Annotated in this window: 28 protein-coding genes and 1 tRNA gene; 8 read left to right on the top strand and 21 right to left on the bottom strand. The window is 71.7% G+C overall.

Features of this window, described 5'->3' with window-relative positions:
• Window positions 1–63: 63 nt before the first annotated feature.
• The 16 genes from ACH54P_RS19515 to ACH54P_RS19590 form a co-directional block, all read right to left on the bottom strand.
• Window positions 64–137 (bottom strand) — tRNA-Arg (locus ACH54P_RS19515).
• A gap of 264 nt (window positions 138–401) precedes the next feature.
• Window positions 402–1,280, bottom strand: coding sequence for an AAA family ATPase (locus tag ACH54P_RS19520; protein WP_489914718.1), 879 nt, complete (start codon window positions 1,278–1,280; stop codon window positions 402–404).
• Between the two features lie 528 nt (window positions 1,281–1,808).
• A complete protein-coding gene (locus ACH54P_RS19525; RefSeq protein ID WP_489914720.1) occupies window positions 1,809–2,405 on the bottom strand; it encodes a nucleotidyltransferase family protein in 597 nt (198 codons plus the stop codon).
• A 133-nt stretch (window positions 2,406–2,538) separates the two neighbouring features.
• Window positions 2,539–3,369, bottom strand: coding sequence for an IclR family transcriptional regulator domain-containing protein (locus ACH54P_RS19530; protein ID WP_489914721.1), 831 nt, complete (start codon window positions 3,367–3,369; stop codon window positions 2,539–2,541).
• A 10-nt stretch (window positions 3,370–3,379) separates the two neighbouring features.
• Entirely contained in the window at window positions 3,380–3,784 is a 405-nt protein-coding gene (gene pcaC / locus ACH54P_RS19535) for a 4-carboxymuconolactone decarboxylase (RefSeq protein ID WP_489914723.1), read from the bottom strand.
• Window positions 3,781–4,557 (bottom strand): 3-oxoadipate enol-lactonase, encoded by a 777-nt coding sequence (pcaD, locus tag ACH54P_RS19540; RefSeq protein ID WP_489914725.1) that lies wholly within the window; start codon window positions 4,555–4,557, stop codon window positions 3,781–3,783. Before pcaD ends, pcaC begins: the two co-directional genes overlap by 4 nt.
• Window positions 4,558–4,570: 13 nt before the next feature.
• Window positions 4,571–5,125 (bottom strand): protocatechuate 3,4-dioxygenase subunit alpha, encoded by a 555-nt coding sequence (gene pcaG, locus ACH54P_RS19545; protein WP_489914727.1) that lies wholly within the window; start codon window positions 5,123–5,125, stop codon window positions 4,571–4,573.
• On the bottom strand, window positions 5,125–5,862 hold the full coding sequence (gene pcaH, locus ACH54P_RS19550) for a protocatechuate 3,4-dioxygenase subunit beta (RefSeq protein ID WP_489914729.1): 738 nt from the start codon (window positions 5,860–5,862) through the stop codon (window positions 5,125–5,127). Before pcaH ends, pcaG begins: the two co-directional genes overlap by 1 nt.
• Window positions 5,863–5,875: 13 nt before the next feature.
• Entirely contained in the window at window positions 5,876–7,057 is a 1,182-nt protein-coding gene (locus ACH54P_RS19555; RefSeq protein ID WP_489914731.1) for a thiolase family protein, read from the bottom strand.
• Complete coding sequence (locus ACH54P_RS19560) at window positions 7,054–7,812, bottom strand: CoA-transferase subunit beta (RefSeq protein WP_489916522.1); 759 nt, start codon at window positions 7,810–7,812, stop codon at window positions 7,054–7,056. Before ACH54P_RS19560 ends, ACH54P_RS19555 begins: the two co-directional genes overlap by 4 nt.
• Window positions 7,809–8,618, bottom strand: coding sequence for a CoA transferase subunit A (locus tag ACH54P_RS19565; RefSeq protein ID WP_489914733.1), 810 nt, complete (start codon window positions 8,616–8,618; stop codon window positions 7,809–7,811). Before ACH54P_RS19565 ends, ACH54P_RS19560 begins: the two co-directional genes overlap by 4 nt.
• Before the next feature lie 165 nt (window positions 8,619–8,783).
• Complete coding sequence (locus tag ACH54P_RS19570; RefSeq protein ID WP_489914735.1) at window positions 8,784–10,100, bottom strand: glycoside hydrolase family 27 protein; 1,317 nt, start codon at window positions 10,098–10,100, stop codon at window positions 8,784–8,786.
• A 22-nt stretch (window positions 10,101–10,122) separates the two neighbouring features.
• Entirely contained in the window at window positions 10,123–10,962 is an 840-nt protein-coding gene (locus ACH54P_RS19575) for a carbohydrate ABC transporter permease (RefSeq protein WP_489914737.1), read from the bottom strand.
• Window positions 10,962–11,924, bottom strand: coding sequence for a carbohydrate ABC transporter permease (locus tag ACH54P_RS19580; RefSeq protein WP_489914739.1), 963 nt, complete (start codon window positions 11,922–11,924; stop codon window positions 10,962–10,964). Before ACH54P_RS19580 ends, ACH54P_RS19575 begins: the two co-directional genes overlap by 1 nt.
• Window positions 11,921–13,189 (bottom strand): ABC transporter substrate-binding protein, encoded by a 1,269-nt coding sequence (locus ACH54P_RS19585; protein WP_489914741.1) that lies wholly within the window; start codon window positions 13,187–13,189, stop codon window positions 11,921–11,923. Before ACH54P_RS19585 ends, ACH54P_RS19580 begins: the two co-directional genes overlap by 4 nt.
• A gap of 18 nt (window positions 13,190–13,207) precedes the next feature.
• A complete protein-coding gene (locus tag ACH54P_RS19590; RefSeq protein WP_489914743.1) occupies window positions 13,208–14,398 on the bottom strand; it encodes an ROK family protein in 1,191 nt (396 codons plus the stop codon).
• A 76-nt stretch (window positions 14,399–14,474) separates the two neighbouring features.
• Here ACH54P_RS19590 and ACH54P_RS19595 point away from each other — a divergent pair, with 76 nt between their 5' ends.
• The 3 genes from ACH54P_RS19595 to ACH54P_RS19605 are packed head-to-tail and all read left to right on the top strand — an operon-like array spanning window position 14,475 to window position 18,658.
• Window positions 14,475–16,565, top strand: a complete 2,091-nt coding sequence (locus ACH54P_RS19595) for an alpha-galactosidase (RefSeq protein WP_489914745.1) — start codon at window positions 14,475–14,477, stop codon at window positions 16,563–16,565.
• Window positions 16,566–16,595: 30 nt separating this feature from the next.
• Entirely contained in the window at window positions 16,596–17,540 is a 945-nt protein-coding gene (locus ACH54P_RS19600) for a 2-hydroxyacid dehydrogenase (RefSeq protein ID WP_489914747.1), read from the top strand.
• On the top strand, window positions 17,537–18,658 hold the full coding sequence (locus ACH54P_RS19605) for a glycerate kinase (protein WP_489914748.1): 1,122 nt from the start codon (window positions 17,537–17,539) through the stop codon (window positions 18,656–18,658). Before ACH54P_RS19600 ends, ACH54P_RS19605 begins: the two co-directional genes overlap by 4 nt.
• A 171-nt stretch (window positions 18,659–18,829) precedes the next feature.
• On the opposite strand, the gene ACH54P_RS19610 is transcribed toward ACH54P_RS19605, so the two are convergent.
• A complete protein-coding gene (locus ACH54P_RS19610) occupies window positions 18,830–19,123 on the bottom strand; it encodes an iron-sulfur cluster biosynthesis family protein (RefSeq protein WP_020644357.1) in 294 nt (97 codons plus the stop codon).
• A 76-nt stretch (window positions 19,124–19,199) separates the two neighbouring features.
• Window positions 19,200–19,610: a hypothetical protein gene (locus ACH54P_RS19615; RefSeq protein WP_489914750.1), complete on the bottom strand. Its 411-nt coding sequence runs from the start codon at window positions 19,608–19,610 to the stop codon at window positions 19,200–19,202.
• 148 nt (window positions 19,611–19,758) lie between these two features.
• Here ACH54P_RS19615 and ACH54P_RS19620 point away from each other — a divergent pair, with 148 nt between their 5' ends.
• The 4 genes from ACH54P_RS19620 (at window position 19,759) to shbA (ending at window position 22,098) form a co-directional block, all read left to right on the top strand.
• A complete protein-coding gene (locus ACH54P_RS19620; protein WP_489914752.1) occupies window positions 19,759–20,238 on the top strand; it encodes a GtrA family protein in 480 nt (159 codons plus the stop codon).
• A gap of 11 nt (window positions 20,239–20,249) precedes the next feature.
• A complete protein-coding gene (locus ACH54P_RS19625; RefSeq protein ID WP_489914754.1) occupies window positions 20,250–20,603 on the top strand; it encodes a YidH family protein in 354 nt (117 codons plus the stop codon).
• Window positions 20,604–20,894: 291 nt separating this feature from the next.
• Complete coding sequence (locus tag ACH54P_RS19630) at window positions 20,895–21,191, top strand: DUF202 domain-containing protein (RefSeq protein ID WP_489914756.1); 297 nt, start codon at window positions 20,895–20,897, stop codon at window positions 21,189–21,191.
• A gap of 253 nt (window positions 21,192–21,444) precedes the next feature.
• Entirely contained in the window at window positions 21,445–22,098 is a 654-nt protein-coding gene (gene shbA, locus ACH54P_RS19635) for an RNA polymerase sigma factor ShbA (protein ID WP_489914758.1), read from the top strand.
• A 34-nt stretch (window positions 22,099–22,132) separates the two neighbouring features.
• Here the strand turns inward: shbA and ACH54P_RS19640 are convergent, their stop codons facing one another.
• The 3 genes from ACH54P_RS19640 to ACH54P_RS19650 are packed head-to-tail and all read right to left on the bottom strand — an operon-like array spanning window position 22,133 to window position 24,311.
• Window positions 22,133–23,002, bottom strand: coding sequence for an amidohydrolase family protein (locus tag ACH54P_RS19640; protein ID WP_489914760.1), 870 nt, complete (start codon window positions 23,000–23,002; stop codon window positions 22,133–22,135).
• Window positions 22,999–23,967, bottom strand: a complete 969-nt coding sequence (locus ACH54P_RS19645; RefSeq protein WP_489916524.1) for an aldo/keto reductase — start codon at window positions 23,965–23,967, stop codon at window positions 22,999–23,001. The genes ACH54P_RS19640 and ACH54P_RS19645 overlap by 4 nt, the downstream gene beginning before the upstream one ends.
• Before the next feature lie 5 nt (window positions 23,968–23,972).
• Complete coding sequence (locus ACH54P_RS19650; RefSeq protein WP_489914761.1) at window positions 23,973–24,311, bottom strand: L-rhamnose mutarotase; 339 nt, start codon at window positions 24,309–24,311, stop codon at window positions 23,973–23,975.
• Window positions 24,312–24,392: 81 nt separating this feature from the next.
• Here ACH54P_RS19650 and ACH54P_RS19655 point away from each other — a divergent pair, with 81 nt between their 5' ends.
• Entirely contained in the window at window positions 24,393–25,124 is a 732-nt protein-coding gene (locus tag ACH54P_RS19655; protein ID WP_489914763.1) for a FadR/GntR family transcriptional regulator, read from the top strand.
• Window positions 25,125–25,144: the final 20 nt, after the last annotated feature.

Raw genomic sequence — 25,144 nt, forward strand, 5'->3', positions numbered from 1 at the left:
GCCCTGCGTGCTTGTCTGCGCGGGTGCCCGCCCTGCGCGCTTGTCTGCGCGGGTGCTTGTCGGTGTCCCGGCGAGGAGTCGAACCTCGGACCTCGGCGTTCGTAGCGCCGCGCTCTGTCCTGCTGAGCTACCGGGACGGGGCGGCCCGCGCGCACCCCTCCCCGGGCGGGCGCAGGCCGCGCTCTTCGCGGCGGCCGACCCAAGGTAGCGGCGGGTGGGCGCGAAGAGCCTTCGGAAAGAAAAGGAATTTCAGCGGACGGCACGGGAGATCGTGCCGCATCGGTCCAGGTGCCGGAATCGGGTCACGATCTCCTCCTTTCGGTGCGGTGTGCTGGCAAAAGAATGCCCGAGGCCCCGTCGGGGGTCAACGCAATTAATCCACTGTCCCTTGTGGACAGTGGTCAGGCGAACAGGGCGTCGAGTTTCGCGCGGACGCGGTCGAGGTCTTCGCTGTACTTGAGGACGGCGCCGAGCGTCCGGGCGGCCGATGCGGCGTCCAGCTCGTCACGCTGGAGCGTCAGGAGGGCACGCGCCCAGTCGAGCGACTCCGCGACTCCCGGCGGTTTCAGCAGATCCATTTCGCGGAGCCGGTGCACGGCTTCGGCGATCTGCCGGGCGAGGAGTTCGCCGATCTGCGGAATCCGCCGGCGCAGGATCGTGACTTCCCGCGCGAGGTCGGGGTGTTCCAGCCAGTGGTACAGGCAGCGGCGCTTGAGGGCGTCGTGCACCTCGCGGGTCCGGTTGGAGGTGAGCACCACCAGCGGCGGCTGCTCGGCGCGGACTTCGCCGTATTCGGGGATGGTGACGGCGTGCTCGTCGAGCAGCTGCAGCAGGAAGGCTTCGAACTCGTCGTCGGCGCGGTCGATCTCGTCGACCAGCAGCACGCACGGCGCGGTGATCAGGGCCTGCAGCAGCGGCCGGGCCAGCAGGAACCGTTCGGTGTAGAGCGAGCGCTCGGCGGCCTCGACATCAAGGTGCCCATCCCCGGCGGCCTCCAGCGCGCGCAGGTGCAGCAGCTGACGCGGGAAGTCCCATTCGTAGAGGGCCTGGGCGGCATCGATGCCCTCGTGGCATTGAAGCCGGACAAGCGGCCGATCAAGAGCGGCGGCGAGGGCCAGCGCGAGCGAGGTCTTGCCGGTGCCGGGTTCGCCTTCGCAGAACAGCGGCCGCCCCATCCGCAGGGCGAGGAAGCCGGCGGTGGCCAGCCCGTCATCGGCGAGGTAACCGGTCACGTCGAGCGCGGCGGCAAGTTCTTCAGGCGAGGCGAGCGAGTCCGTCACAGTGTCGATCGTAGGCCGAGCTCGGCCCGGGCGCGGTGCTTGCTGGGGTGGGCAGGCTCGCAGGGGGTGAGTCGGGCGCGGCCCTGCTGGGGTTTGCGGGTGGGCAGGTCCGCGCGCGGCGGAGCTCGCTCCGGGCCTGCCTGGCTGGGCGGGCCTGCGCCGGGGGCGGTGCTCGCTAGTGGGCGCCCACCCGGCAGACCGCGCAGCCGGTGGCGCGGTCTGCCGGTCGGGCGAGGTCAGGGCAGCCGGTGGCGCGGTCTGCCGGGTGGGCGAGGTCAGCGCAGCCGGTGGCGCGGTCTGCCGGTCGGGCGAGGTCAGCGCAGCCGGTGGCGCGGTCTGCCGGGTGGGCGAGGTCAGCGCAGCCGGTGGCGCGGTCTGCCGGTCGGGCGAGGTCAGCGCAGCCGGTGGCGCGGTCTGCCGGTCGGGCGAGGTCAGCGCAGCCACGCCACGGAAGGCTCGCCTAATCGGCGTGGCGCGCGGGTGTTCGCTCGGGCGTCGCGGGGGCGGGCGAGGTCGGCGCGTTGGGCGTTAAGAAGCCGCTGGGCCGGGGAGGTCTGTTCGGTGGTCGATGTCGCGGCCGCTGCCCAGGTCGGCGCACTCGATCAGGTGGAGGTCGGGGCGGGTGGCCAGCCAGTCGCGGGCGCCTCGGTCGCCCTGGGCGGTTTGGGCTATTTCCGGCCACCAGTGGCGGCCGAGGAGGACGGGGTGGCCGGGGATGCCGTCGTAGGCCGCACGGGCGACCGTCTCGGTCGTCGCGTTTGCGGCGACCCTGGTGAGGATGTCGGCTCCGACCCAAGGGAGGTCGACCAGGTGGACGAGCGCCGCGACCGGGCCTTCCGTCTCGGCCAGCGCCGCCAGTCCGGCTTTGAGGGAGGCGCCCATACCGCTGGCCCAGTCCTCGGCGCGCACGGCTTGGGCGGGGTCGGGCAGGAGGGCGAGAACGTCCTCCGCGGCGGCGCCGAGAACGACCCGGATCGTGCTGCACCCGGCGGCGGTCAGGGCATTCAGCGCCCGGAGGACGAAGGGCTCCCCGTCGAGTTCGGCGAGGGCTTTGGGGCCGCCGAAGCGACGACCGGCCCCGGCCGCGAGGAGCAGTCCGGCGACGGGTGGGGCGCTGGCGGGCAATCCGGCACCGGCTGGCGACGCTGCACCGGAGGGCAATGCGGTGCCTGCGGGCGATCCGGTGCCAGCGGGCGACGCGGCACCGGAGGGCGGTGGGGCAAGCAGGTCGGTCGTGGGTGCCGTCGTCCGAACCTGGTCAGCCATGGGCGCGGCCTGGGGCGCCGACCGCCAAGTCGGCTTCGATGGCTTGGGCCGTGGCCAACAATGGGGGGACCAGGTCCTTCTGCACCGACTCCGCCGTCGTTCGGCTGGCGTGCGTCGACAGGTTGACCGCTGCCACCACTCGGCCCTTGCGGTCGTGGATCGGGGCCGCCACAGAGCGGAGGCCTTCCTCCAGCTCCTGGTCGACCATCGCCCAGCCCTGCTCCGCTACCTTGGCCAGCTCGGCTCGCAGGCGATCGGGGGCGGTGACCGTGCGGTCGGTCAGGCGGTCCAGGCTGGCCACCACGAAGTACGCCTCCAGCTCCGCTTTGCTGAGGCCAGCCAGCAGGACGTGCCCCATCGACGTCGCGTACGCCGGGAAGCGGGTGCCCACGTTGATGCTGACCGTCATGATGCGCGACACCGCCACCCGCGCCACGTAGACGATGTCGGTGCCCTCCAGGACCGAGACCGAACTCGACTCGTGCACGCCCGCGGACAGGTGCTCCAGGTGCGGCTGCGCCACCTCGGGCAGCGTCATGCTCGACAGGTACGAGTAACCCAGCTCCAGCACCCGGGCCGTCAGCGAGAAGTACTTGCCGTCCGTGCGGACGTAGCCGAGGTCGGTGAGGGTCAGCAGGAAGCGCCGCGCCGCCGCGCGGGTGAGGCCGGTCGTGCGGGCGACGTCGCTGAGGGTCAGCTCCGCCGCGCCCGCGTGGAAGGCCTTGATCACGGCCAGCCCGCGCTCCAGCGACTGCACGTGGTGGGCGCCGCGGTGCGCCGGTTCGCCGTCGAGCTCGGCTTCGATGGGCCTCCCCGCTTCCATGCCCGGCACCCTATCCGGCGTCGGCCGGCAGGGCGCTCGGCTCGCCGAGCTCGGCGAGGGTGCGCTGGGCGATGGCGAACGCCGCGTTCGCCGCCGGCGCGCCGGCGTAGACCGCGGTGTGCAGCAGCACCTCGCCGATCTCCGCGGCCGTGAGACCGTTGCGGACCGCGGCGCGGACGTGCATCGCCAGCTCGTTGTGCGCCTGCAGCGCGGTCAGCGCCGCCAGCGTGACGCAGCTGCGGGTCCGGCGGTCCAGGCCGTCGCGCGCCCACACCGAGCCCCACGCGCCTTCGGTGATGTAGTCCTGGAACGGGCGGCTGAACTCCGTGGTGCCCGCGACCGCGCGGTCGACGTGCTCGTCGCCGAGCACCTCGCGCCGCACCTTCATGCCCCGCTCGTGCCGTTCGCCGGTCACATCGCCTCCAGGTGCTCGAGGATCAGCCTGCTGAACTCGTCGGGCCGCTCGTAGTTGCCCAGGTGCGCGGCGTTCGCCACGACCTCCAGCCGCGCGCCGGGAATGCCGTCGGCGATCGGCCGCGCGTGCTCCCCCGGCGGGGTGGCCGGGTCCTCGGCACCCGCGATGACCAGGGTGGGCGCGGTGATCTTCGGCAGCACGTCGAGCAGGTCCATCCGCTCGATCGCCCCGCAGCAGGCCGCGTAGCCCTCGTCCGGGACCGCGGCGATCATCGCGCGCAGGAATTCGACGCGGTCGGGGTGGCGCCGCGCGTACTCCGGCGTCACCCAGCGGCCGACCCCGGCCTCGGCGATCGCGGCGGTGCCCCCGGCGCGGACCGCGCGGGCCCGTTCGACCCACATCCCGGGCGGGCCGAGCTTCGCCGACGTGCAGCACAGCACCAGGCTCGCGATCCGGTCGGGCGCGTGGACGCCGAGCCACATGCCGGTCATCCCGCCGAGCGACAGGCCCACCAGGTGCGCCCGCGCGACACCGAGGTCGTCCAGCAGCGCGACGACGTCGGCACCCAGGTTGTCGAGCTCGTACGGCCCGGGCGGCACCGGCGAGGCGCCGTGCCCGCGCGCGTCGTACCGGACCACCCGGAAGCCGCGCTCCACCAGCGGCGCGACCTGCGGTTCCCACATGCGGTGGTCGCTGCCGAGCGAGCCGCCGAACACGACCACCGGCCCGTCGCCGGGCCCTTCCACGACCCGGTGCAGCCGCACGGCACTCACTCCGTCACCCCCGTCATACCCGGAAGAAGACGGTCTCGCCGTCACCTTGCAGCCGCACGTCGAAGCGGTAGCCGTCCTCGGTCTTCGCCGCGATCAGCGTGCCGCGCCGCTCCTGCGGAACCGTGGCCAGCACCGGGTCTTCGGAGTTGTCCTGGTCCTCGAAGTAGATCCGCGTGACGACCCGGTTGAGCAGGCCGCGCGCGAACACCGACACGTCGATGTGGCGGGCCTGCGTGATGCCGTCCGCGCCGGGCAGGACGCCCGGCAGCAGGGTGAGGATCCCGTAGGTGCCGTCGGCGGCCGTCGGGCAGCGGCCGAAGCCGCGGAACTCGCCGGACGCCTCGCCGCGCGGGTTGTCGGGGTGGCGGAACCCGCCGTCCGGGTCGGCCTGCCACGTCTCGATCATGGCGTCCGGGACCGGGTCGCCGTTGCCGTCGCGGACGGTGCCGCGGATCCAGAACGCGCCGGGCGTGCCCTCGGGGACGACGTGCGGGCCGTCCGGCCAGGGCAGCCCGATCGACAGGTACGGGCCGACGGTCTGCGAAGGGGTGGGCAGCAGCCTGGTCATCAGTCCTCGCCCTCCTCTTCCTCTTCGAACACCGACGCGTCGCGCCCGCGCAGCACGATGTCGAACTGGAATCCGAGCGCCCACTCGGACTGGGTGATGTCGTGGTCGTACCGCGAGACCATCCGCTGCCGGGCCTTCTCGTCCGGGATCGAGTTGAAGATCGGGTCCTGGGAGAAGAGCGGGTCGTCCGGGAAGTACATCTGGGTGACCAGCCGCTGGGTGAACGCCGAGCCGAACACCGAGAAGTGGATGTGTGCCGGGCGCCAGGCGTTGTCGTGGTTCTTCCACGGGTAGGCGCCGGGCTTGATGGTCGTGAAGGTGTAGCGGCCGTCGCTGTCGGTCAGGGTGCGGCCGACGCCGTCGAAGTTCGGGTCGAGCGGGGACGGCCAGCGGTCGCCGGTGTGCCGGTAGCGGCCGCCCGCGTTCGCCTGCCAGATCTCGACGAGGGAGTCGCGCACCGGACGGCCGTCGCCGTCGAGCAGCCGCCCGGTGACGATGATCCGCTGCCCCTGCGGCTCGCCCGCGTGCCGGCGGGTGAGGTCGTTGTCGTGCTCGCCGAGGCGGCCCGGCCCGAGCAGCGGGCCGGTGACCTCGGTGAGCATCTGCGGGAGCAGCACCAGCGGCTGTTTCGGGTACCGCAGCGCCGTGGAGCGGTAGCCGGCGTAGTCGAGGGGCGGGTGCGTGCCGTCGGGGTCCTCCCCGTAGCGCGGCAGCCTGAGTTCGGTCGGAGTAGCCACGTTGTTCTCTCCCTTACCGGCCTTCGAGGACGACGGCCAGCCCCTGGCCGACGCCGATGCAGATGGCGGCGAGTCCCCAGCCACCGCCGCGGCGGTGCAGGTCGTGCGCCAGGGTGCCGAGGATCCGGCCCCCGGACGCGCCGAGCGGGTGGCCGATGGCGATCGCGCCGCCGTGGGTGTTGACGATCGCCGGGTCGAGCTTCTTCCAGTCGCGCAGGCACGCCAGCGACTGCGCGGCGAACGCTTCGTTCAGCTCCACCGCTACCAGGTCGTCCCAGCCGATGCCGGCGCGTTCCAGCGCGATTTCGGCCGCGCGCACCGGGCCGATGCCGAAGACGTCCGGGTCGACCCCGGCCGCGCCGCGGCCGGCGATCCGGGCGAGCGGAGTCGCGTTAAGACGGCTCGCGGCGGCCTCGTCGCCGAGGAGCAGCGCCGAGGCGCCGTCGTTCAGCGGGGAGGCGTTGCCCGCCGTGACGGTGCCGTTTTCCTTGCGGAAGGCGGGCTTCAGCTTGGCCAGCTTCTCGGGGCTGGAGTCGGGGCGGATGCCCTCGTCGCGGGCGAGGTCGACGCCGTCGACCGGGACCACCATGTCGTCGTAGAAGCCCTCGTCCCACGCCTTGGCGGCGTTGACGTGGCTGCGCGCGGCGAAGGCGTCCTGCTCGTCGCGGCCGATGCCGTAGCGCTCGGCGAGCTGCTCGGTGGACTCGCCGAGGGAGACCGTCCACTGCGACGGCATCGCCGGGTTGACCATGCGCCAGCCGAGCGCGGTGTTGTAGAGGGTCTGGTTGCCCGCGGGGAAGGCTTTTTCCGGCTTCGGCATGACCAGCGGCGAACGGGTCATCGACTCGACGCCGCCGGCGACGACCAGGGACGCGTCGCCGACCTGGATCGCGCGGCTGGCCTGCATCACCGCGTCGAGGCCGGAGCCGCAGAGGCGGTTGACCGTGTTGCCGGGGACGCTGGTGGGCCAGCCGGCGAGCAGGGTGGCCATGCGGGCGACGTTGCGGTTGTCCTCGCCGGCGCCGTTCGCGTCGCCGAGGGTCACTTCGTCCACTGTGGACGGGTCGAGGTCGTTGCGTTGCCGGAGGGCCTTGAGCACGCCCGCGGCGAGGTCGTCCGGGCGGACACCGGCCAGTGCGCCGCCGTAGCGGCCGAACGGGGTGCGGATCGCGTCGAGGACGTAGACGTCGGTCATGCGCTTGCCTTCTCCAGATCTCGCAGGAGGGTCAGCTCCTGCTCCGTGGGCGCCGGGGTGGTCTCGAGGTTGTCGGACACCTTCAGTTTCCACCCCGTGGCCGCGATGGCGCTGTCGAGGTCCACACCGGGGTGGAGCTGGGTCAACGTCAGCTCCGCCGTCTCGGGGTCGGGGCGCATCAGGCCGAGGTCCGTCACCACCAGGGTCGGGCCTTTGCCAGGGAGGCCGAGCTTTTCGCGGTCGCCCTTGCCGGTGCCGTGGCCGAACGACGTCACGAAGTCGACCTTCTCCACGAACGCCCGCGGGCTCTGGCGCAGCACGATGAACACCTCGCCGCAGGACGCCGCGATCTCCGGGGCGCCGCCCGCGCCCGGCAGCCGGACCTTCGGGTCGTGGTAGTCCGAGCCGATCACCGTCGTGTTGATGTTGCCGAACTTGTCCAGCTGGGCGGCGCCGAGGAAGCCGACGTCGATGCGGCCCGGCTGGAGCCAGTAGTTGAACACCTCGGGGACGCTGACCACGGCGTCGGCGGTGTCGGCCAGCTCGCCGTCGCCGATCGACAGGGGCAGGCGGGACGGCTTCGCGCCCAGGCAGCCGGATTCGTAGATCAGCGTCAGGTTCGGCGCGTGGGCGCGGCGCGCGAGGTTCGCCGCCTTGCTCGGGAGGCCGATGCCGACGAAGCAGGACATGCCGTCGCCGAGCGCGCGGGCCGCCGCGACGCTCATCATCTCGTCGGAGGTGTAGTCCGCGCTCATGCCGTCACCCCGGTCAGCTCGTTCAGCCACTTCGTGAACTCCTCGCGATCGCGGCCCACCTCGTCCCACGCCTGGTACGCCGAGTTGTCCCGCTCGTAGTACCCGGCCGCGTACGACGGCTTCGCGCCGCCGGGGACCTCGGCGACCGCCGTGACCACCCACGCCGGGAGCACGACCGCTCCGGGACGCGGTTCCAGCTCGTCGACGATCTCCTCGACCGTCACCAGGGAGCGCTTCGCCGCCAGCACCGCTTCCTTCTGCACGCCGGTGATGCCCCACATCTGGACGTTGCCCTGCCGGTCCGCGCGCTGCGCGTGGACGATCGTGACGTCCGGGTTCAGCGCCGGGACCGCGGTGAGGCGCTCGCCGGTGAACGGGCAGGTGATGGGCTTGATCGTGGCCGTCTGCGCCGGCAGGTCGGTGCCCGTGTAGCCGCGCAGCACCGCGAACGGCAGGCCGGACGCGCCGGCGACGTACCGGTTCGCCATGCCCGCGTGGCTGTGTTCCTCGATCTCCAGCGGCACCGGCCAGTCGTGCTGGACCGCGTCGCGGAAGCGGTGCAGCGAGCCCACCCCGGGGTTGCCGCCCCACGAGAAGATCAGCTTGCGCGCGCAGCCCGCGCCGATCAGCTGGTCGTACACGATGTCGGGGGTCATCCGCACCAGCGTGAGGTCCCGGCGCCGTTGCCGGATGATCTCCTGCCCGGCCGCGACGGGAATGAGGTGCGTGAAGCCCTCGAGCGCGACGGTGTCCCCGTCGTGCACCAGCCGGGCCACGGCCTCTTCCAGCGACAGCAGCTCCGCCATCACACCCTCCGAACTGTTCGCATCACGCACACTCGTTCTGAAACCGAACATAGCACGGTGCGCGGTCCGGCGACCAGACGTCTTCCGCCCAATGGATGACCTGCGCACGACGAAGGGGACTTTTCTCGCCGTTCGCGCGAGAAAAGTCCCCTTCGGGAAGAGAAGTCAGCCGATCCGGACCAGGCGGGACCCGTGCGCGGGAACGGCGGAGGCCGTCCACGAGCCCCGGAACCGCCCGAGGTCCGTCCGCGCGACGAGGTCACGCACCGGCCGCGCCCCCGGAACGCCCAAGGACGCGAAGTCCACCTTGATGTCCGCGGCGGAAGAACCCAGGTTGTAGACGGCCGCGTACCACCGGCCGTCCGGCGCGCGCTTCTTCCACACCTGGAGGTTCCCGCCGGTGACCTGGGCCGGGTAGGAACCGGCGTGGTCGACCGCGATGACCTCGGGGTTCGTCAGGATCGACACGGCGGAGGCGTCCAGGAAGTAGATGTCTCCCCCGACGTAGAGCGGCGAGGACGCCATCGACCAGAACGTCATGACGCTCTGCCGCTCGACGTCGGAGATCCCGTCCTGGATGCCGGACCCGGTGTTGTTGCTGATCGGCATCGAGTCCAGGTCCGGCCGGTACTGCGGCCCGAACACGCCCTGCCAGCCCGGCAGGTCCGCCCACCGCGCCTTGACCGAGCTGTCCCAGGTGGACACCGTCTCGCAGTAGCACTCGACGTCGGTGTCGACGCGCACGCCGTTCGCGTAGGGAGCCAGGGCAGGACCGATGGACCGCGGCACCGGCCACGCGCTCGCCGTCAGCCACATCGGCCGCCGCGAGTGGTCGATGCCCGCGGACCATGCCTTGATGTCGGCGACGTTGTCCGCGGTGGTCCCGTCGACCTTGACGAAGTCGACCCCCCAGGACGCGAAGCGCGCCACGATCGAGTCGTAGTACTTCTGCGCGCAGGGGTTCGTGAAGTCGACCTTCCAGTTGCCACCCCAGCCGTTCGACGGCGTCAGCGGCCGGTAGGCGATGTCCTGCGCGTGGCACGACGTCCCCAGGATGGGCGCGTTCTTGTCGTAGACCTCCTTCTCGAGGCCCGTCACGGCATACAGGCCGAGCTTCAGCCCGAGGGAGTGCACGTAAGAAGCCAACGCCGGGATCCCGGAGGGGAACCGCGTCGGATCGGGGTCGGGGATGCCGTTGACGTCGGTGTGGAAGACCCACGACTGCGAAGCGTTCCAGCCCGAGTCGATGTTGACGTAGGTGTAGCCGGCGGACTTGAGCTTCGAAGCCATCGCCGAAGCCGCGTCGCGGACGTGCGACTCGTTCAGCCACGAAGTGCCGTAACCCGCGCGAGTCGACGACTCCAGGCTCCAGCTGCTCCAGCCCATGAACGGCTTGACGAACGACGTCCGGGCGTCGGCGGCCGGAACCACCAGGGACAGAAGCCCGAGCACGGCGAGGAAAACGGAAAGGAGGCGCTTCACTGAACACTCCTCGGTAGGGGACCTACTCCTTGAGCCCGCTCGCCGCGATCCCGCTGACGATGAACCGCTGGGCGACCAGGAACATCGCGACCAGCGGCGCGATGGTGACCAGAGCACCGGCGAACAGCGCCGGCAGGTTGACCGACTGCGCGGTCAGGAACGTCGAAAGCGCGATCTGCGCGGTCCACGACGACGGGTCCTGCCCGATCACCAGCGGCCACAGGAACGCGTTCCAGCTTTCGATGAACATCAGGGCGCCGAGCGAGGCGAGCATGCTCCCGGAGTTCGGCAGGACCAGGCGCCGGTAGACGCCGAGGTAGCCGAGCCCGTCGAGCCGGCCCGCCTCTTCGATTTCGGCCGGGAACCGCAGGTAGAAGTTGCGGAACAGGATGACGGTGAACGCGCTGAACAGGTTCGGCGCGATGATCCCCCACTCGGTGTTGACCCCGCCCATCGACCCGACGACGACGAACGTCGGCACGAACGTCACCGACTGCGGGATCATCAGCGTGACCAGCACGTACGTGAACACCGCGCGCCGCCCCGGCACGTTGATCCGGGCCAGTGCGTACCCCGCCATCGAGCCGAACAGCGTGCCGACCGGCGCGGTGACGATCGCGACCAGGAACGAGTTCCAGAGCGAGTGCGCCATCGGCACCGAGGCGTCGGCGAACAGGTCGCCGAAGTTGACCCACGACAGCGGGTCGGGCAGCCACGACCAGTCCGGCGAGCTGACCTGCTGCCGCGTCATCAGCGCGTTGCGCAGCATGATGTAGAAGGGCAGCAGGAAGATCACCGACAGCACGGACGCGAGGACGTACTTCGGCGCCTTCCTCAGCCGGGGCGCGGGGAGAACGGCCATCAGTCCTTCTTCCCGAAGCCGACGAACCGGCCCTGCACCAGGGTGATCACGACGATGATCACGGTCAGCAGGAACGCGCCCGCCGAGCCGACGCCGTAGTTCTGGTCGCCGAGCGCGGAGTCGTACAGATAGACGAGCGGCGGCTTCACCGGCGCGGTCGCCGTGCCCGAAAGCCCGGTGCCGAACAGGTTGTAGAACTCGTCGAAGGCCTGGAACGCGGCGATCAGGATCAGCATCAGCACGGCCACCGACGTGTTCCGCAGCTGCGGCAGCGTGATGTAGCGGAAGGCCTGCCACTTCGTCGTGCCGTCCAGCTCGCCCGCCTCGTACAGCGACGGCGAGATCGCCTGCAGCCCGGCCAGGAACAGGATCATGTACAGCCCGACCTGCAGCCACAGCCGCAGCGTCACGACCGCGACCCAGTACACGGGCGGGCTCGTCGTCGACAGCCACGGCACCGGGTCCGCGCCGAACAGGCCGCCGATGACGTTCGCGACGCCGGAGGGCAGGCCGTTGAACAGCGCCATCTTCCACACCAGCGCCGCGACGACGTACGACACCGCCGCCGGGATGAGGAACACCGTCCGGAAGAACGCCTTGCCCCGCTTGATGCTGTTGATCAGCACCGCGAGACCGAGCGAGGCCACGAAGGTGATCGGCACGATGAAGACCGTGAAGATCGCGATCGTCGACAGCGACGTCAGGAAGGCGTCGTCGCCGAGGAGGAAGGCGTAGTTGTCGAAACCGATCCAGTGGCCGATGGTGATCGTGCCGCGCGCGTCGTTGAAGCTGAGCAGGAAGCTCCACCCGATCGCGACGTACTTGAACAGGCCCAGCCCGAGCACCACGGGCCCGGTCAGCACCGCGAACGCGCCGATCGCCCGCCAATCCCTTCGGCGACGACGTTTCTTCGCGGACGCCGCCGGCCTGGCGACCGGCGGCGTCTCCACCACGGCTGTCATGCCAGCTGCTTGTCGACTTCGGCCTGTGCCTTCTTCGCCGCGTCGGCGAGCTCGGCGGCCGGGTCGGCCTGCCCGTTGGCGATCTTCGTCGCGGCCTGCAGGAACAGCGTCGCCGACGCCTTGTTCCACAGCCCCGAGTAGGACTTGCCGTTCTGCTGCGAGATCGTCACGGCGTCCTTCGCCGGGCCGCTGGAGAACTCGGTCGTCTGCGCGGCGACCTCCTTGCGGGCCGGGATGTGGAAGCCGTACTTGACGCACCAGTCCTTCTGCAGGTCGGCGTTCTTGATCCACAGCCAGTCGATGAACTTCTTGACGGCGTCCAGGTTCTGCGACTTGGCGTTGGCCAGCTGGTACCAGCCGCCGACGCGGGCGACCTGCTTGCCGGCGTCGCCGAACTTCGGCCACGCCACGACGCCGAAGTCGTCCCCGAGCGCCTTCTTGATGTCCGGCAGCGACCACAAGCCACCCCACTGCATCGCGGTGGCGCCGTTGGCGAACGCGCCCGGGTCGGACCAGTCCGTGGGGTAGCCCTGGAGCAAGCCGCCTGTGTCGTGCAGCTGCTTGAGGCCGCCGATCGCGGCGATGGCCTCGGGCGAGGCGAAGGCGACCTTCTTGCCGCTGGAGTCGAAGAAGTCGCCGCCGGACGACCAGAGCAGGAGCGTCGCCGCTTCGCCGACGCCGTCGGTGCCGACGTACAGGCCCTTCTGCTTGCCGCTGTTCAGCTTGCGCGTCGCTTCGAGCAGTTCGGCGAACGTCTGGGGCGGCTGGACGCCCGCGGCCTGCAGCGCGCTCTTGCGGTAGTACAGCATCATGACGTCGTCGATCATCTTGACGCCGTAGACCTTGCCGTCGACGGTCACCGTGTCCAGCGCGGCCTGGCTGAAGTCGCCCTTCACCGGGCCGACGATGTCGTCGAGCGGCGCGAGCAGGCCGTTCTTGACGTTCTGGTACCGGAAGTCGCCCAGCTCGAACAGGTCCGGTGCCTGCGCGGTGAGCATCGCGGAGTTGAGCTTGGTCTCGTAGTCGCCGGCGATCCAGCTGACGTTGATCGCGATGTCCGGGTGGGCCTTGGTGAACTCCTGCGCGTAGCGCTGGACCGCTTGCTGCGTCCCGGATTCGCCGTACGCGTGGTACCACTGCTGCAACGTGACCTTCGCGCCCGAGGCGGCGCCCGCGTTCTTGTTCAGCGGATCGCTCGTGCAGCCCGCGAGGGCGGCGCCACCGGCGAAGAGGACGGAACCGACCAGGAAGCTTCGGCGATTCATGGGGCTCACAGGGACTCCTTAGACGCTCTCGGCGATGAAAAGACTTTGGATGGCGACGGCGGCCGCGCCCCGCGCCCACTCCTCGAACGGCAGCGGGCGGATCACCAGGCCGCACCGGGCGGCGCTGCCGAACGCCTGGACCGCGAAGGTCCGGCGGATCTGCTCCTCGAACAGGTCGTAGGTGGCGACGCCTTCCCCGGAGACGACCACCCGCTCCGGGCCGAACAGGTTGACCAGCGCGGCCAGGCCGAGCCCGATCGCGTGCCCGGCCCCGGCGAACACCCCGCGCAGCGGTTCGTCGCCGCCGCGGGCGCGGGTCACGGCGTCTTCCATGGTCAGCGCCGGTTCTCCGGAGATCTCGCGAGCGCGGACGAGGATCGCTTCGGTGGAAGCGATCGCTTCGACGCAGCCCTGGCCGCCGCAGTGGCAGGAGGGCCCGCCGTCGGCGACCGGGACGTGCCCGATTTCGCCGGCGACGCCGTGCGCGCCGCGGACCAGGTCGCCGTTCACCACGAGCGCGCTGCCGATCCCGGTCCCCACGGTGACCAGCGCGAACGACGACGCGCCCACGCCTTCGCCGAACCACTGCTCGGCGACGGCGAGGGCCTTGACGTCGTTCTCCAGCGTCGTCGTCAGGCCCGTGGCCTCGTCGAGCAGCTCGGCCAGGGGGACGTCCCGCCAGCCGAGGAACGGCGAGTACCGGACGACGCCGGACGCGCGGTCGACGTCGCCGGACACCGCGACGCCGAGGCAGTAGGCGCGCTCGCGGAGGTTGCTGGTGCCGTCGGGGGTGGGCCCGCCGAGCAGCTCGCCGACGAGGTCCGCCAGCGCGCGGACGACGTGGCCGGCGTCGTGGCTGGTCAGCGCGTGGTGGGCGCTGGCCCGGACGTCGGCGCGCAGGTCGGTGACCACACCGATCAGGTTGTCGCCGGTGATCTTGACGCCGACGAAGTACTCGCGGTCCGGCCGGATGGCGAGGGGGTTCGCGGGGCGGCCGGCGCCGGGCGCGGTGCGGCCTTCGGAGGCGAGCTCTTCGAGGTAGCCGGCTTCGATGAACGGCCGGGCCGCCTTGGTGACCGCCGCGGAGGAAAGCCCGGTGCGGCGGGCGACGTCGACGCGGGAAACCGGCCCTTCGGTCAGGACCGTGGTGAACACGGTCGCTGCCGCGGGACTGGTGATCGGCGCCCTTGCCGGTGCACTGCGAGGCATGGCCGGAAGGGTAGGCAGGATTAATTAACTTCGTCAAGAATTTATTTTTTGGCTGGTCCTGCCTACGCTCGGGGGCATGTCGCTCGTGGAACACGACCCCGCGCACCGGCTCTGGTTGCTGCGCACCCCCGAGAGCTCGTACGCCTTCCGGCTCGACGCCGGCGACCGGCCGCGGCACGTCCATTGGGGCCCGCCGCTGACCCTCGCCCAGGCCGCGCAGGTGGCGGCCCGGCGCAATCCGGCCGACAGCAGCTTCGACGAACCCGGGGACGAGCGGCAGGAGCTGCCCGCCGAGGGCGGCGCGTTCTTCGGCGTCGCGGCCCTCGCCGTGCGGTACGAGGACGGGACTTCGGCGCTCGAGTGGCGCTACGACGGCTTCGCGCTCGAAGACGACGCGCTGGTCGTGCGGCTCGCCGACCGCCACTACCCGCTTACACTCGCCCTGCACTACCGCGTCCGCGGCGACGTCGTCGAGCGCTGGACGTCGCTGCACAACACCGGGGACGTCTCGATTTCCCTGCTGCGCACGGATTCCGCGTCCTGGACGCTCCCCCGGCGCGACGGCGCGAGGCTCACCCGCACGTCTGGCGCGTGGAGCGCGGAGTACGGTGTCCTGCGCGAGCCGTTGCCGGTCGGCGAGACGACGCTCACCAGCCGTCGCGGCGTCTCCAGCCACCAGGTCGACCCGTGGGTGATGCTCGACGCGGGCGACGCGACGGAGACGGCCGGCGAGGTGTGGAGCACGGCTCTCGCGTGGAGCGGAAGCTGGCGGATCACGGTCGAGCGCACGCACACCGGCCGCGTCACGTGGACCGGCGGGTTCGGCCACGAGAACGTCACCTGGCGGCTGCGGCCCGGCGAAACCTGGGAGACGCCGGTGTTCGCCGGGCTCTACGCGGCCGACGGCTTCGGCGGCACCAGCCGGCGGTGGCACGCCTACGTCCGCGAGTTCGTCCAGCCGCACCCGCAGGAGCTGCGGCCGATCGTCTACAACTCGTGGGAAGCGACCGGCTGGGACGTCGACGAGCGGACCGAGACCGAGCTGGCCGCGGCGGCCGCGCGCGTCGGCGCCGAGCTGTTCGTCATGGACGACGGCTGGTTCGGCGCCCGCACCGGGGACACCGCCGGGCTCGGCGACTGGATCGCCAACGCCCAGCGCTTTCCGGACGGGTTGCGGCCGCTCGTCGACGCGGTGCACGCCCACGGCATGCAGTTCGGGCTCTGGGTCGAGCCGGAGATGGTCAACCCGGACAGCGATCTCTACCGCGCGCACCCGGACTGGGTGCTGCACATGGCGAACCGCGAACGGACGACGTTGCGCAACCAGCTCGTGCTGAACTTCGCCCGGCCGGACGTCGCGGACTGGGCGCACAAGTGGCTCGACCGGCTCGTCGGCGAGCACGGCATCGACTACCTCAAGTGGGACATGAACCGGGCGTTCACCGAGGCGGGCTGGCCGTCGGCCGAGGATCCGGGACGGCTGTGGGTCGACCACGTCCGCGCCGTGTACGCGATCCTCGACCGGCTGCGGGCCGACCACCCGAACCTGCGGATCCAGGGGTGCGCGGGCGGCGGCGGGCGCACCGACCTCGCGATCCTCGCGCGCACGGACGAGATCTGGGCGTCGGACAACACCGACGCCGCCGACCGGATCCCCATCCAGCACGGCTACGGCCAGGTCTACCCGGCGGGCACGATGTCGGCCTGGGTGACCGACAGCCCGAACCCGACCACGGGCCGCGAGGCGCCGCTGAGCTTCCGGTTCCACGTGGCGATGGCGGGCGTGCTCGGCCTGGGCGGTGACCTGCCTCGCTGGACCGCCGGGGAACTCGCCGAAGCGGCGTCGCTCGTGGCGCTGTACAAGGAGATCCGGCCCGTCGTGCAGCACGGCGAGCTGTACCGGCTGGCGGATCCGGCGACGTCGGCGCTGACCGCGGTGCAGTACGTGCTGGGCGGCTCGGTGGTCGTCTTCGTCTGGCGGCGGCCCACGGAGTTCGCGCGCCCCTTCACCCCGCCGCGGCCGGCCGGGCTGGACCCGGCGGGGCGGTACCGCGACCAGGACGGCGTCGTGCACGACGGCGCGGTGCTGCTGAGCCACGGCCTCGACGTGCCGCTGCCGGGCAGCGGGTACGCGAGCGCGGTCGTGCGGCTGACGCGAGTGGGCTGAACTGTCGGTGCCGTGGCCTAGGCTGTCGGGGTGGCCAAGATCGCGGTGACCCGATGGATTCCCGACGACGCGGTGAAGCTCCTCGCCGAGGCGGGCGACGTGGAGGTGTCGCCCGCCGATCGCCCGTTGACGCCCGCGGAACTGCACGAGTTCGTGGCCGGCGCGGACGCCGTCGTCGGCATGCTGCACGACCGGCTCGACGGCGCGCTGGCCGACGCCGCCGGGCCGGGGCTGCGGGTCGTCGCGAACGTCGCCGTCGGGTACGACAACGTCGACGTCCCGGCGCTCGCCGAACGCGGCGTCGTCGTGACGAACACCCCGGGCGTGCTCACCGACGCCACCGCCGACCTCGCCTTCGGCCTGCTGCTCGCCGTCACGCGGCGGCTCGGCGAAGGTGAACGGCTGCTGCGCTCGCGCACGCCGTGGTCGTTCCACCTCGGCTTCCTGCTCGGCTCCGGCCTGCAGGGCAAGACGCTCGGCATCGTCGGGTTCGGCCAGATCGGCCGGGCGATGGCGAAACGGGCCGAGGCGTTCGGGATGTCGATCGTCTACTCAGGACGGTCGAAGCAGGAGACCGGCGCCGAGTTCGTGCCGTTGGAAGAACTCCTGGCGCGCTCGGACGTCGTCTCCCTGCACTGCCCGCTGACGCCGGAGACGCGGCACCTGATCGACGCCGCCGCGTTGCGCGCGATGAAACGCGGCGCGTACCTCGTGAACACGACCCGCGGCCCGGTCGTCGACGAAGCCGCGCTGGCGGACGCCCTCGAAGCCGGCGAGATCGCCGGCGCCGCGCTCGACGTGTTCGAGAAGGAACCCGAGGTCGAACCCCGGCTGCTCGGGCGCGACGACGTCGTGCTGAGCCCGCACCTGGGGTCGGCCACGGTCGAGACCCGCACCGAGATGGCCGTGCTGGCGGCCCGCAACGTCGCGGCGGTGCTCGCCGGGCGTCCCCCGCTGACGGAGGTGAAGCCGTGACCCGCGTCGTCATCGCGCCCGACAAGTTCAAGGGCAGTCTCACCGCGGTCCAAGCCGCGGACGCGATCGCGCTCGGCGTGCGCGACGCCTTGCCGGACGCCGAAATCGTCACCTGCCCGGTCGCCGACGGCGGCGAAGGCACCCTCGACGTGCTCGAATCCGCGGGCGCGCGGATCGTCGGGTTGACGGTGCGCGGTCCGCTCGAAGAGCCGGTGAAAGCGCGGTACGCGGTGCTCGACGGCACCGCCTACGTCGAAGCGGCACGCGCGTGCGGGATCGAGTTCGTCGACCCCAGCCCGGAAACCGCGATGGCCGCGCACACCTGGGGCGTCGGCGAACTGCTCGGGAACGCGCTGGTGCACGGCGCGAAACGGCTCGTGCTCACGGTCGGCGGCACGGCCAGCACCGACGGCGGGGCCGGGATGCTGGGCGCGCTCGGCGCCGGGGTGCTCGACGCGTTCGGCGCGCCGGTCGGGCTGGGCGGCGGCACGCTGTCGCGGGTCGCGTCGGCCGAGCTGACGCCGGTGCGGGAGCGGCTGAGCGGAGTGCGCGTCTCGGTCGCGACCGACGTCACCAATCCGCTGCTCGGCCCGGACGGCGCCGCGGCGATTTTCGGCCCGCAGAAGGGCGCGGGACCGGCCGAAGTGGCGGCGCTCGACGAGGCCTTGGGCCGGTGGGCCCACGCGCTGCAGGTGGGCGGCGCACCGGACGTCACGGGAGTGCCGGGCGCCGGGGCCGGCGGTGGTATCGCGGCGGGCGCGATCGCCCTCGGGGCCAGCGTGGAGTCCGGGTTCGACCTCATCGCCGGGCTGACCGGGGTCGACGAAGCCTTGGACGGCGCCGATCTCGTCATCACCGGTGAGGGTTCGCTCGACGAGCAGAGCCTCAACGGCAAGGCACCGGCCGGGATCGCGGACCGGGCGCGGCCGCGCGGGGTGCCGCTGCTGGCGCTCGCGGGCCGGATCCAGCTCGATGCCGCCGGGCTGGCCCGGCTGGGCGTCGTGGGAAGCAGCGCGTTGATCGACCACGCACCTTCGCTGGACCACGCGCGGCTCCACGCGGCGGAACTGCTGCGGGTGCGAGCCGCGGAGCTGGTCCGCGACTGGCGATCCCGCTAGGCGCGAGCCGCGGAACTGGTCCGCGACTGGCGACCCCGCTAGGCGCGAGCCGCAGAACTGGGCCGCAACTGGCGACCCCGCTAGGCGCGAGCCACGGAACTGGGCCGCAACTGGCGATCCCGCTAGGCGAACGGACCTTCCGCTCTCGCGCGAAAGGCCCGTTCGCCGCGGTCAGCTCGTGTGCTGGGGCAAGACGGCGAAGGCGACTCCGCCGGCTTCGTCCTCCTGGACGTCGAGCACCTTGTCGTCGAGCAGCGCCGCCGCCTGGGGCTCGAGGAACACCTTCGGCCCTTCTTCGGCGCCGAGCACGCTGTCGCCCTCCGCGGGTTCGGGGGCGACGGACAGCGCCAGCTGGGCGCTTTCGCCGTCCGCGTTCTGGACCGCCAGGCGGAGCCCGGCGTCCCCCTCGCCCTGGCTGGTCAGTGCGGTGATCGCCTCGGCGGCGGCTTCGGTCACGGTCAGCATTTTCGGCCTTCCCTTCGTCGCGGTCCGATGCAGCCCCACGCTAGGGGCGGCCGAACGGACGTGCAGTCTGAGCGGATCAGCCCTGCCGGGCCTGGCGGATGGCGTCGGCCACCGAGCCGCCCGCGTAGTCCGCCCGCTCCCCCGGATCCGGGTCGGCGTGCCGGTGCGGCATCTCGTCGACCGGTGTCACCGGCTCGAAGTCCGCCGGTGCGTCCTCGACCGTCTCGTCGAGCTCCGCCGCCGGGGTCGCCGCGAGCGGGCGGTCCGGGATCGGCTCCGGCTCGGTGTCCGGTTCCTCTTCGGCGAGGCGCTGCCGCATCGGCTCGCCTTCGCGGATTTCGCTGGGTGTCGTGCCGAAGCGGTCGGCGGCACTCCAGTGCTCGGGCGGTTCGATGCCCTCTTCCAGGGGATCCACGCGCAGCTCGTCCTCGTCCAGCGCCTCGCTGGGGGTCAAGCTATCCGGTTCGGCCGTGTCACGGTCACTCACAGAATTCTCCCGGCGCGTAGGAAGTCGTCATCTCCGGTGACCTACCCGAGGTGCCGGAGGCCGAAACCCCGGCGGTGTCACGGGGATCACATTTCTTCAACCGGTTTAACATATTCACAAGTTTGTGAATGCAGGGTAGGTTCGGATCATGGCCACCACCAGGTGCGCACCGGACCACCGGCTGCTCGCCACCGACCCGGACCGGCACCACGAGCTCGGCACGCACGCGGCGTGGTACGTCGTGGCCGGCGTAGTGACAACCGGCGTCCAGGCCGTTCTGTTCCTCCTGCTGCGCGACGAGCTCGGCTCCCAGGTCGCGAACCTGGTCGCGATCGCGCTCACGACGGTCGGCAACACCGAGTTCCACCGCCGCGTCACCTTCGCCGGACGGCACAGCAACGCCGGGAAGCGGCACCTGCAGGACCTGCTGACGTTCGCCTTCTACGCCGGGTACGGCTCGGCGGTGCTGGCGATCCTCGACGCGATCGTCGAGCGGCCGACGTCGTGGGAGGAGACCGGCACGCTGCTGCTGGCCAGCGTGGTCGGCGGGTTCGTGCGGTTCGCCGTGCTGCGCTGGTGGGTGTTCGCACACCACACCGAACCGGCCACGGCCGCGCACACCGGCTAGCGTCTGCGGACGTGGCCTCGGACGACATCAAGCCCCACGCGGGTGGCACCGAACCGGACTACCGGTTCACGCTGGCGAACGAACGCACGTTCCTCGCGTGGGTCCGCACGGCGCTGGGCCTGCTCGCGGGCGGGGTCGCGGTCCACCAGCTGGTGCCGTCACCGGCCACGGCCAGCGCGGTGCTCGCGGGGTTGTGCGTTGTCTTGGCGGCGGTCCTCGCGGCGACGGCGTACCCAAGGTGGCGGCGGGTGCAGATCGCGATGCGGGCCGGGAAGCCGCTGCCGCGGAGCTGGATGATCCTGGTGCTGACCGGCGGGCTGCTGGTGCTGATCGTCGCTGCGGCGGTGTTGCTGGTGGTCTCGTGAGCCGCCGGGTGGTGGCGAGCGGCGGCTCATCGACGGCGCGGCCGGGTTCACCGGTGGTCTCGTGAGCCGCCGGGTGGACATCCGCCGCCGCAAACGCGATCCTCGAACCGGCCTCAGTCGACCACGGAGCGCACTCGACGCCGCTCCGGCCCGCCCGGCCCCGCGGAGCTCGGCACCGCGGCCCTCGGCCGACCGGGGTAGCGCCTCCCGGCGCGGCACCTCGCCCCGAATACCGCTTGTTCGCGATTATCGCGACGTCAAAACTACCGACACGCCCACCGGGACGCGGCCGTGACCTCGCCCGCCGGTGCTCAGGCCGAACGTACCGGGCTCGCCTGGCGGCGGACCGCGCTGGCTTCGGCCGCCTGCACCGCTCTGCTCCTGCACTCCGCCGCCCAGCGGCACTGGGGGCTTGCCCTGGTCCCCGTTTTGCTCGCCGCCGGGACGTCTGCCCTGCTCGCGGCCATCGGGGCGCACCGCGAACGAGCCTTGCGCGCCCCCGAACCGGGGCCGCTGAGTCCCGCACTGCCCGCCGTGGCGTCGCTGGCGGTGACCGTGACTGCCGCGTCCGTGGTCGTTCTCCACTGACGGGTGAACTCGGCACATCCTGAAACCGATTAATCGCAATGTGCGGGGCCTGGTCGCGGGAACATCACGACCGCTGCTGCTAACGGGGTATTAGTCGTTGAAATCTGGACTGACGGCCGGGGAGGCGCCTACGATTACGCTGCGTCGCACGGAGAGCAGGTCAACCCGGATCTCCCGGAGTATCTGCGATGGAACAGTTACGGAGTGTTGAACCCCCGGCAGCGACGGTCGAGGGTCGGCCGGGGAGACGACCATGACAGCACCGCCGAGGACCACTGAGGAATCCGCTTCCTCCGTTCGCGATTATCGCACTCCGGAGTCATTGCCGAGGCCCAGCGGGCGGCTGACGAAGGAGGACCTCGACCCCCTCGTCAAGGACGCGGGCGAGGGCAACCCGGCCGCCATCCACTCTCTGTTGCAGATGATCGAGCCGGTGGTGGTCCGCTACTGCCGCGCCCGGATGGGCGGCCGCGACCTCTCCTACCTGTCGGCCGACGACGTCGCCCAGGAAGTCTGCCTCGCCGTGCTCAAGGCGCTCCCCGACTACCAGGACCGCGGCGGTTCCTTCCTCTACCTCGTGCACGCCATCGCGGCCAACAAGGTCGCCGACGCCTACCGCGCCGTCGCCCGCGACCGCTCCGAGCCCGTCCCCGAGCTGCCCGAGCGGCCGCTGGTCGGCAACGAGCCGGAGACCCGCGCGCTGAGCCTCGACCTCGGCGCCCGTCTGGGCCGGCTGCTCGCCTCGCTCCCGCGGGTCCAGCAGGAGATCCTCACCCTGCGCATCGCGGTCGGGTTCTCGGCGACGGAGACCGCGGAGGCGCTCGGGATCTCCCCGGGCAACGTCCGCGTGACGCAGCACCGGGCCCTGACCCGGCTGCGCGGCATGATCCGCGACGACGAGTTCTGAGAGACCACCCCAGCGGCGGGCGGGGAACCCTCTTCTACCCCCTGGAAGAGGTGTCCCCGCCCGCATCCACGCCGGGAGCCAGGCCGTAGGTCGTCCTGGCGTTGTGCTCGAACACCGCCAGGCGCTCGGCGTCCGACAGCCCGCCGGTCAGCGCGATCGCCGCGTCCAGGACCACCTCGTACGACGCCGCCAGTTCGCAGACCGGCCAGTCCGAGCCGAACAGCAGGCGGGACGGCCCGAACACCTCCAGCACGTGGTCCACGTACCGGCGCAGGTGGCCGACCTCCCACCCCGTCCAGTCCGCCTCCGTGACCAGCCCGGACAGCTTGCACACCACGTTCTCGCGCGCCGCCAGCGCGGCCATCCCGGACGCCCAGGGCTCCCACTCCCCCGCCGCGATCGGCGGCTTCGCCGCGTGGTCCAGGACGAGGCGCAGCTCCGGCAGCCGCAACGCCACCTCGGCCGCCGCGGGCAGCTGGGCGGGGCGGATCAGCAGGTCGTACGTCAGGCCCGCCGCCGACAGCGTGCTCAGCCCGGCCATCACCGCCGGGCGCAGCAGCCAGTCTTCGTCCGGCTCGGTCTCCACTTGGTGGCGGAGGCCGACCAGCGGGCCCTGCGCGCGCAGGGCGGCCAGCCGGTCCGCGATGTCCGGCGCCGTCAGGTCGGCCCAGCCGACCACGCCCGCGATCACCGGCTCCGCCACCGCCGTCGCGAGGAACTCGGCGGTCTCCTCGTCCGACGAGACCGTCTGGACCAGGACCGTCGCGTGCACCCCGGCCGCCTTCGTCACCGCGCGCAGGTCGTCCACCGTGTACGGGCGGCGGATCGGGTCGAGGGCCTCGCCGGCCATCCAGGGGTAGTCGCGCCGCGACGGGTCCCACAGGTGGTGGTGGGCGTCGATCATGAGACTCCTTCGGCGATGACGACGTCGGCGCGCAGCAGGCCCGCGTCGACCAGTTCGGTCCACAGCTCCGGCGGCACCACGGCCCGCGCGCGCCGCGCGTTCACGCTGACCTGCGAAGGATCATGCGCGCCGACGACCACCGACGCCACCGCCGGGTGCCCCATCGGCAACGCCAGCGCGGCTTCCGGCAGCTCGACGCCGTGGCGGGCGCAGATCGCGGCGATCCGGCCGGCCCGCTCGACCAGCTCGGGCGGCGCCTCGGCGTAGTCGTAGACGCGGCCCGGCTCGGCCGTGGCCAGGATGCCGGCGTTGAACGCGCCGCCGGCGACGACGGAGACGCCGCGGTCGACGCAGAGCGGCAGCAACTCGTCGAGCGCCGGCTGGTCGAGCAGCGTGTAGCGCCCCGCCACCAGCAGCACGTCGAGATCGGTCCGGCGGACGAACTCCGTGAGCATCGGCGCCTGGTTCATCCCCGCGCCGAACGCGCCGATCACGCCCTGGTCCCGCAGCTCGCGCAACGCCGGGAAGGCGCCGCGCAGGGCTTCCTCGAAGTGGTCGTCGGGGTCGTGGACGTAGACGATGTCGACGCGGTCGAGCCCCAGCCTGGTCAGGCTGTCGTCCAGGGACCGCAGGACGCCGTCACGGCTGAAGTCCCAGCGGCGCTTGTACGCGGCCGGGACGGCGAACCCCTGGTCGTCGACCGCACCCGCGCCACCCGGGTCGGGCTCCAGGACCCGGCCGACCTTCGTGGAGAGCACGTACTCGTCGCGCGGGAAGGACCGCAGCGCCGCGCCGAGCCGGGCTTCCGACAGCCCCAGGCCGTAGTGCGGCGCGGTGTCGAAGTAGCGGATGCCCTCGTCCCACGCGCACCGCACGGTCGCCGCCGCGGTTTCGTCGCTGATCGCGTGGTACAGGTTGCCCAGCTGCGCGCAGCCGAGCCCCAGCGGGGAGAGGGAGAGTTCCAACACCGTCACTCCTTCACCGGCAGTTCCCAGACCAGCCCGATGCCGGTGTCGTCGCCGGAGTAGTCGTCCTCGACGGCCAGCAGCTCGGCCATCCTCGCCTGCCACGGGACGTTGGCGGGGTGGTCCCGCAACGCCGCCCGCATCGCCGCGTAGTCGTCGACTTCGAGGACGTGGAACAGGTCGAGACCGTTACGCCAGATCCGCCAGGAGCGGACCCCGGCTTCGCGCAGGGCGGTGTCCAGTTCGGGCGGGATGACGGCGTGGACGGACTCGTACTCGGCCTCTTTGCCGGGTTTGAGCCGGGTGTGCAGAGCCACTCTTTGCGGTGCGGGTCCGTGGGTCATCACCACTCCTTCGCCGGGACATGGCACGCTGGGGAGGAACACCGAAACATCCGAGGTCTGTTGCAGGGAAGGGCGGACACGATGCCCGTCACCGATGTCGCGATCGACAAGATCAAGGACATGATCATCTCCGGCGAGCTGGCGCCGGGCGACCGGCTGCCTAAGGAGGCCGAGCTCGCCCAGCGGCTCGGGCTCTCGCGCAGCTCCCTGCGGGAGGCGGTCAAGGCGCTCTGCCTGATCCGCGTGCTCGACGTCCGCCAGGGCGACGGCACCTACGTCACCAGCCTCGAACCCAACCTGCTGCTCGACGCCATGACGTTCGTGGTCGACTTCCACCGCGACGACACGGTCCTCGACTTCCTGGCCGTGCGCCGGATCCTCGAGCCGGCCGCGACCGGGCTGGCCGCGATGCACATGAGCGACGCCGACATCGCCGAGCTGGGCACGCTGCTCGGGGAGCTGGAGGACTCGCCGACCGTCGAAGCGCTGGTCGCCAACGACCTGCAGTTCCACCGCAAGATCGCCGACGGGTCCGGCAACCCCGTGCTCTGCTCGCTGCTCGACAGCCTCTCCGGGCCGACCGCCCGCGCCCGGATCTGGCGCGGGCTCACCCAGGAGGGCGCGGTCGCGAAGACCCGCGAACAGCACACGGCGATCTACGAGGCCATCGCCGCGCGCGAGCCGGAACTGGCGCGCTCGTGGGCGACCGTGCACGTCGCGGGCGTGGAGCAGTGGCTGCGCAACGCCCTCGGCACCGCGGACGACCCGACGGTGCCCGACCCGGACGCCGAGCCGGCCGCGGAAGCCTCGTAGCACACGCACTCCTGAGAACG

It is taken from the genome of Amycolatopsis sp. N2S4-7 (assembly GCF_058119595.1).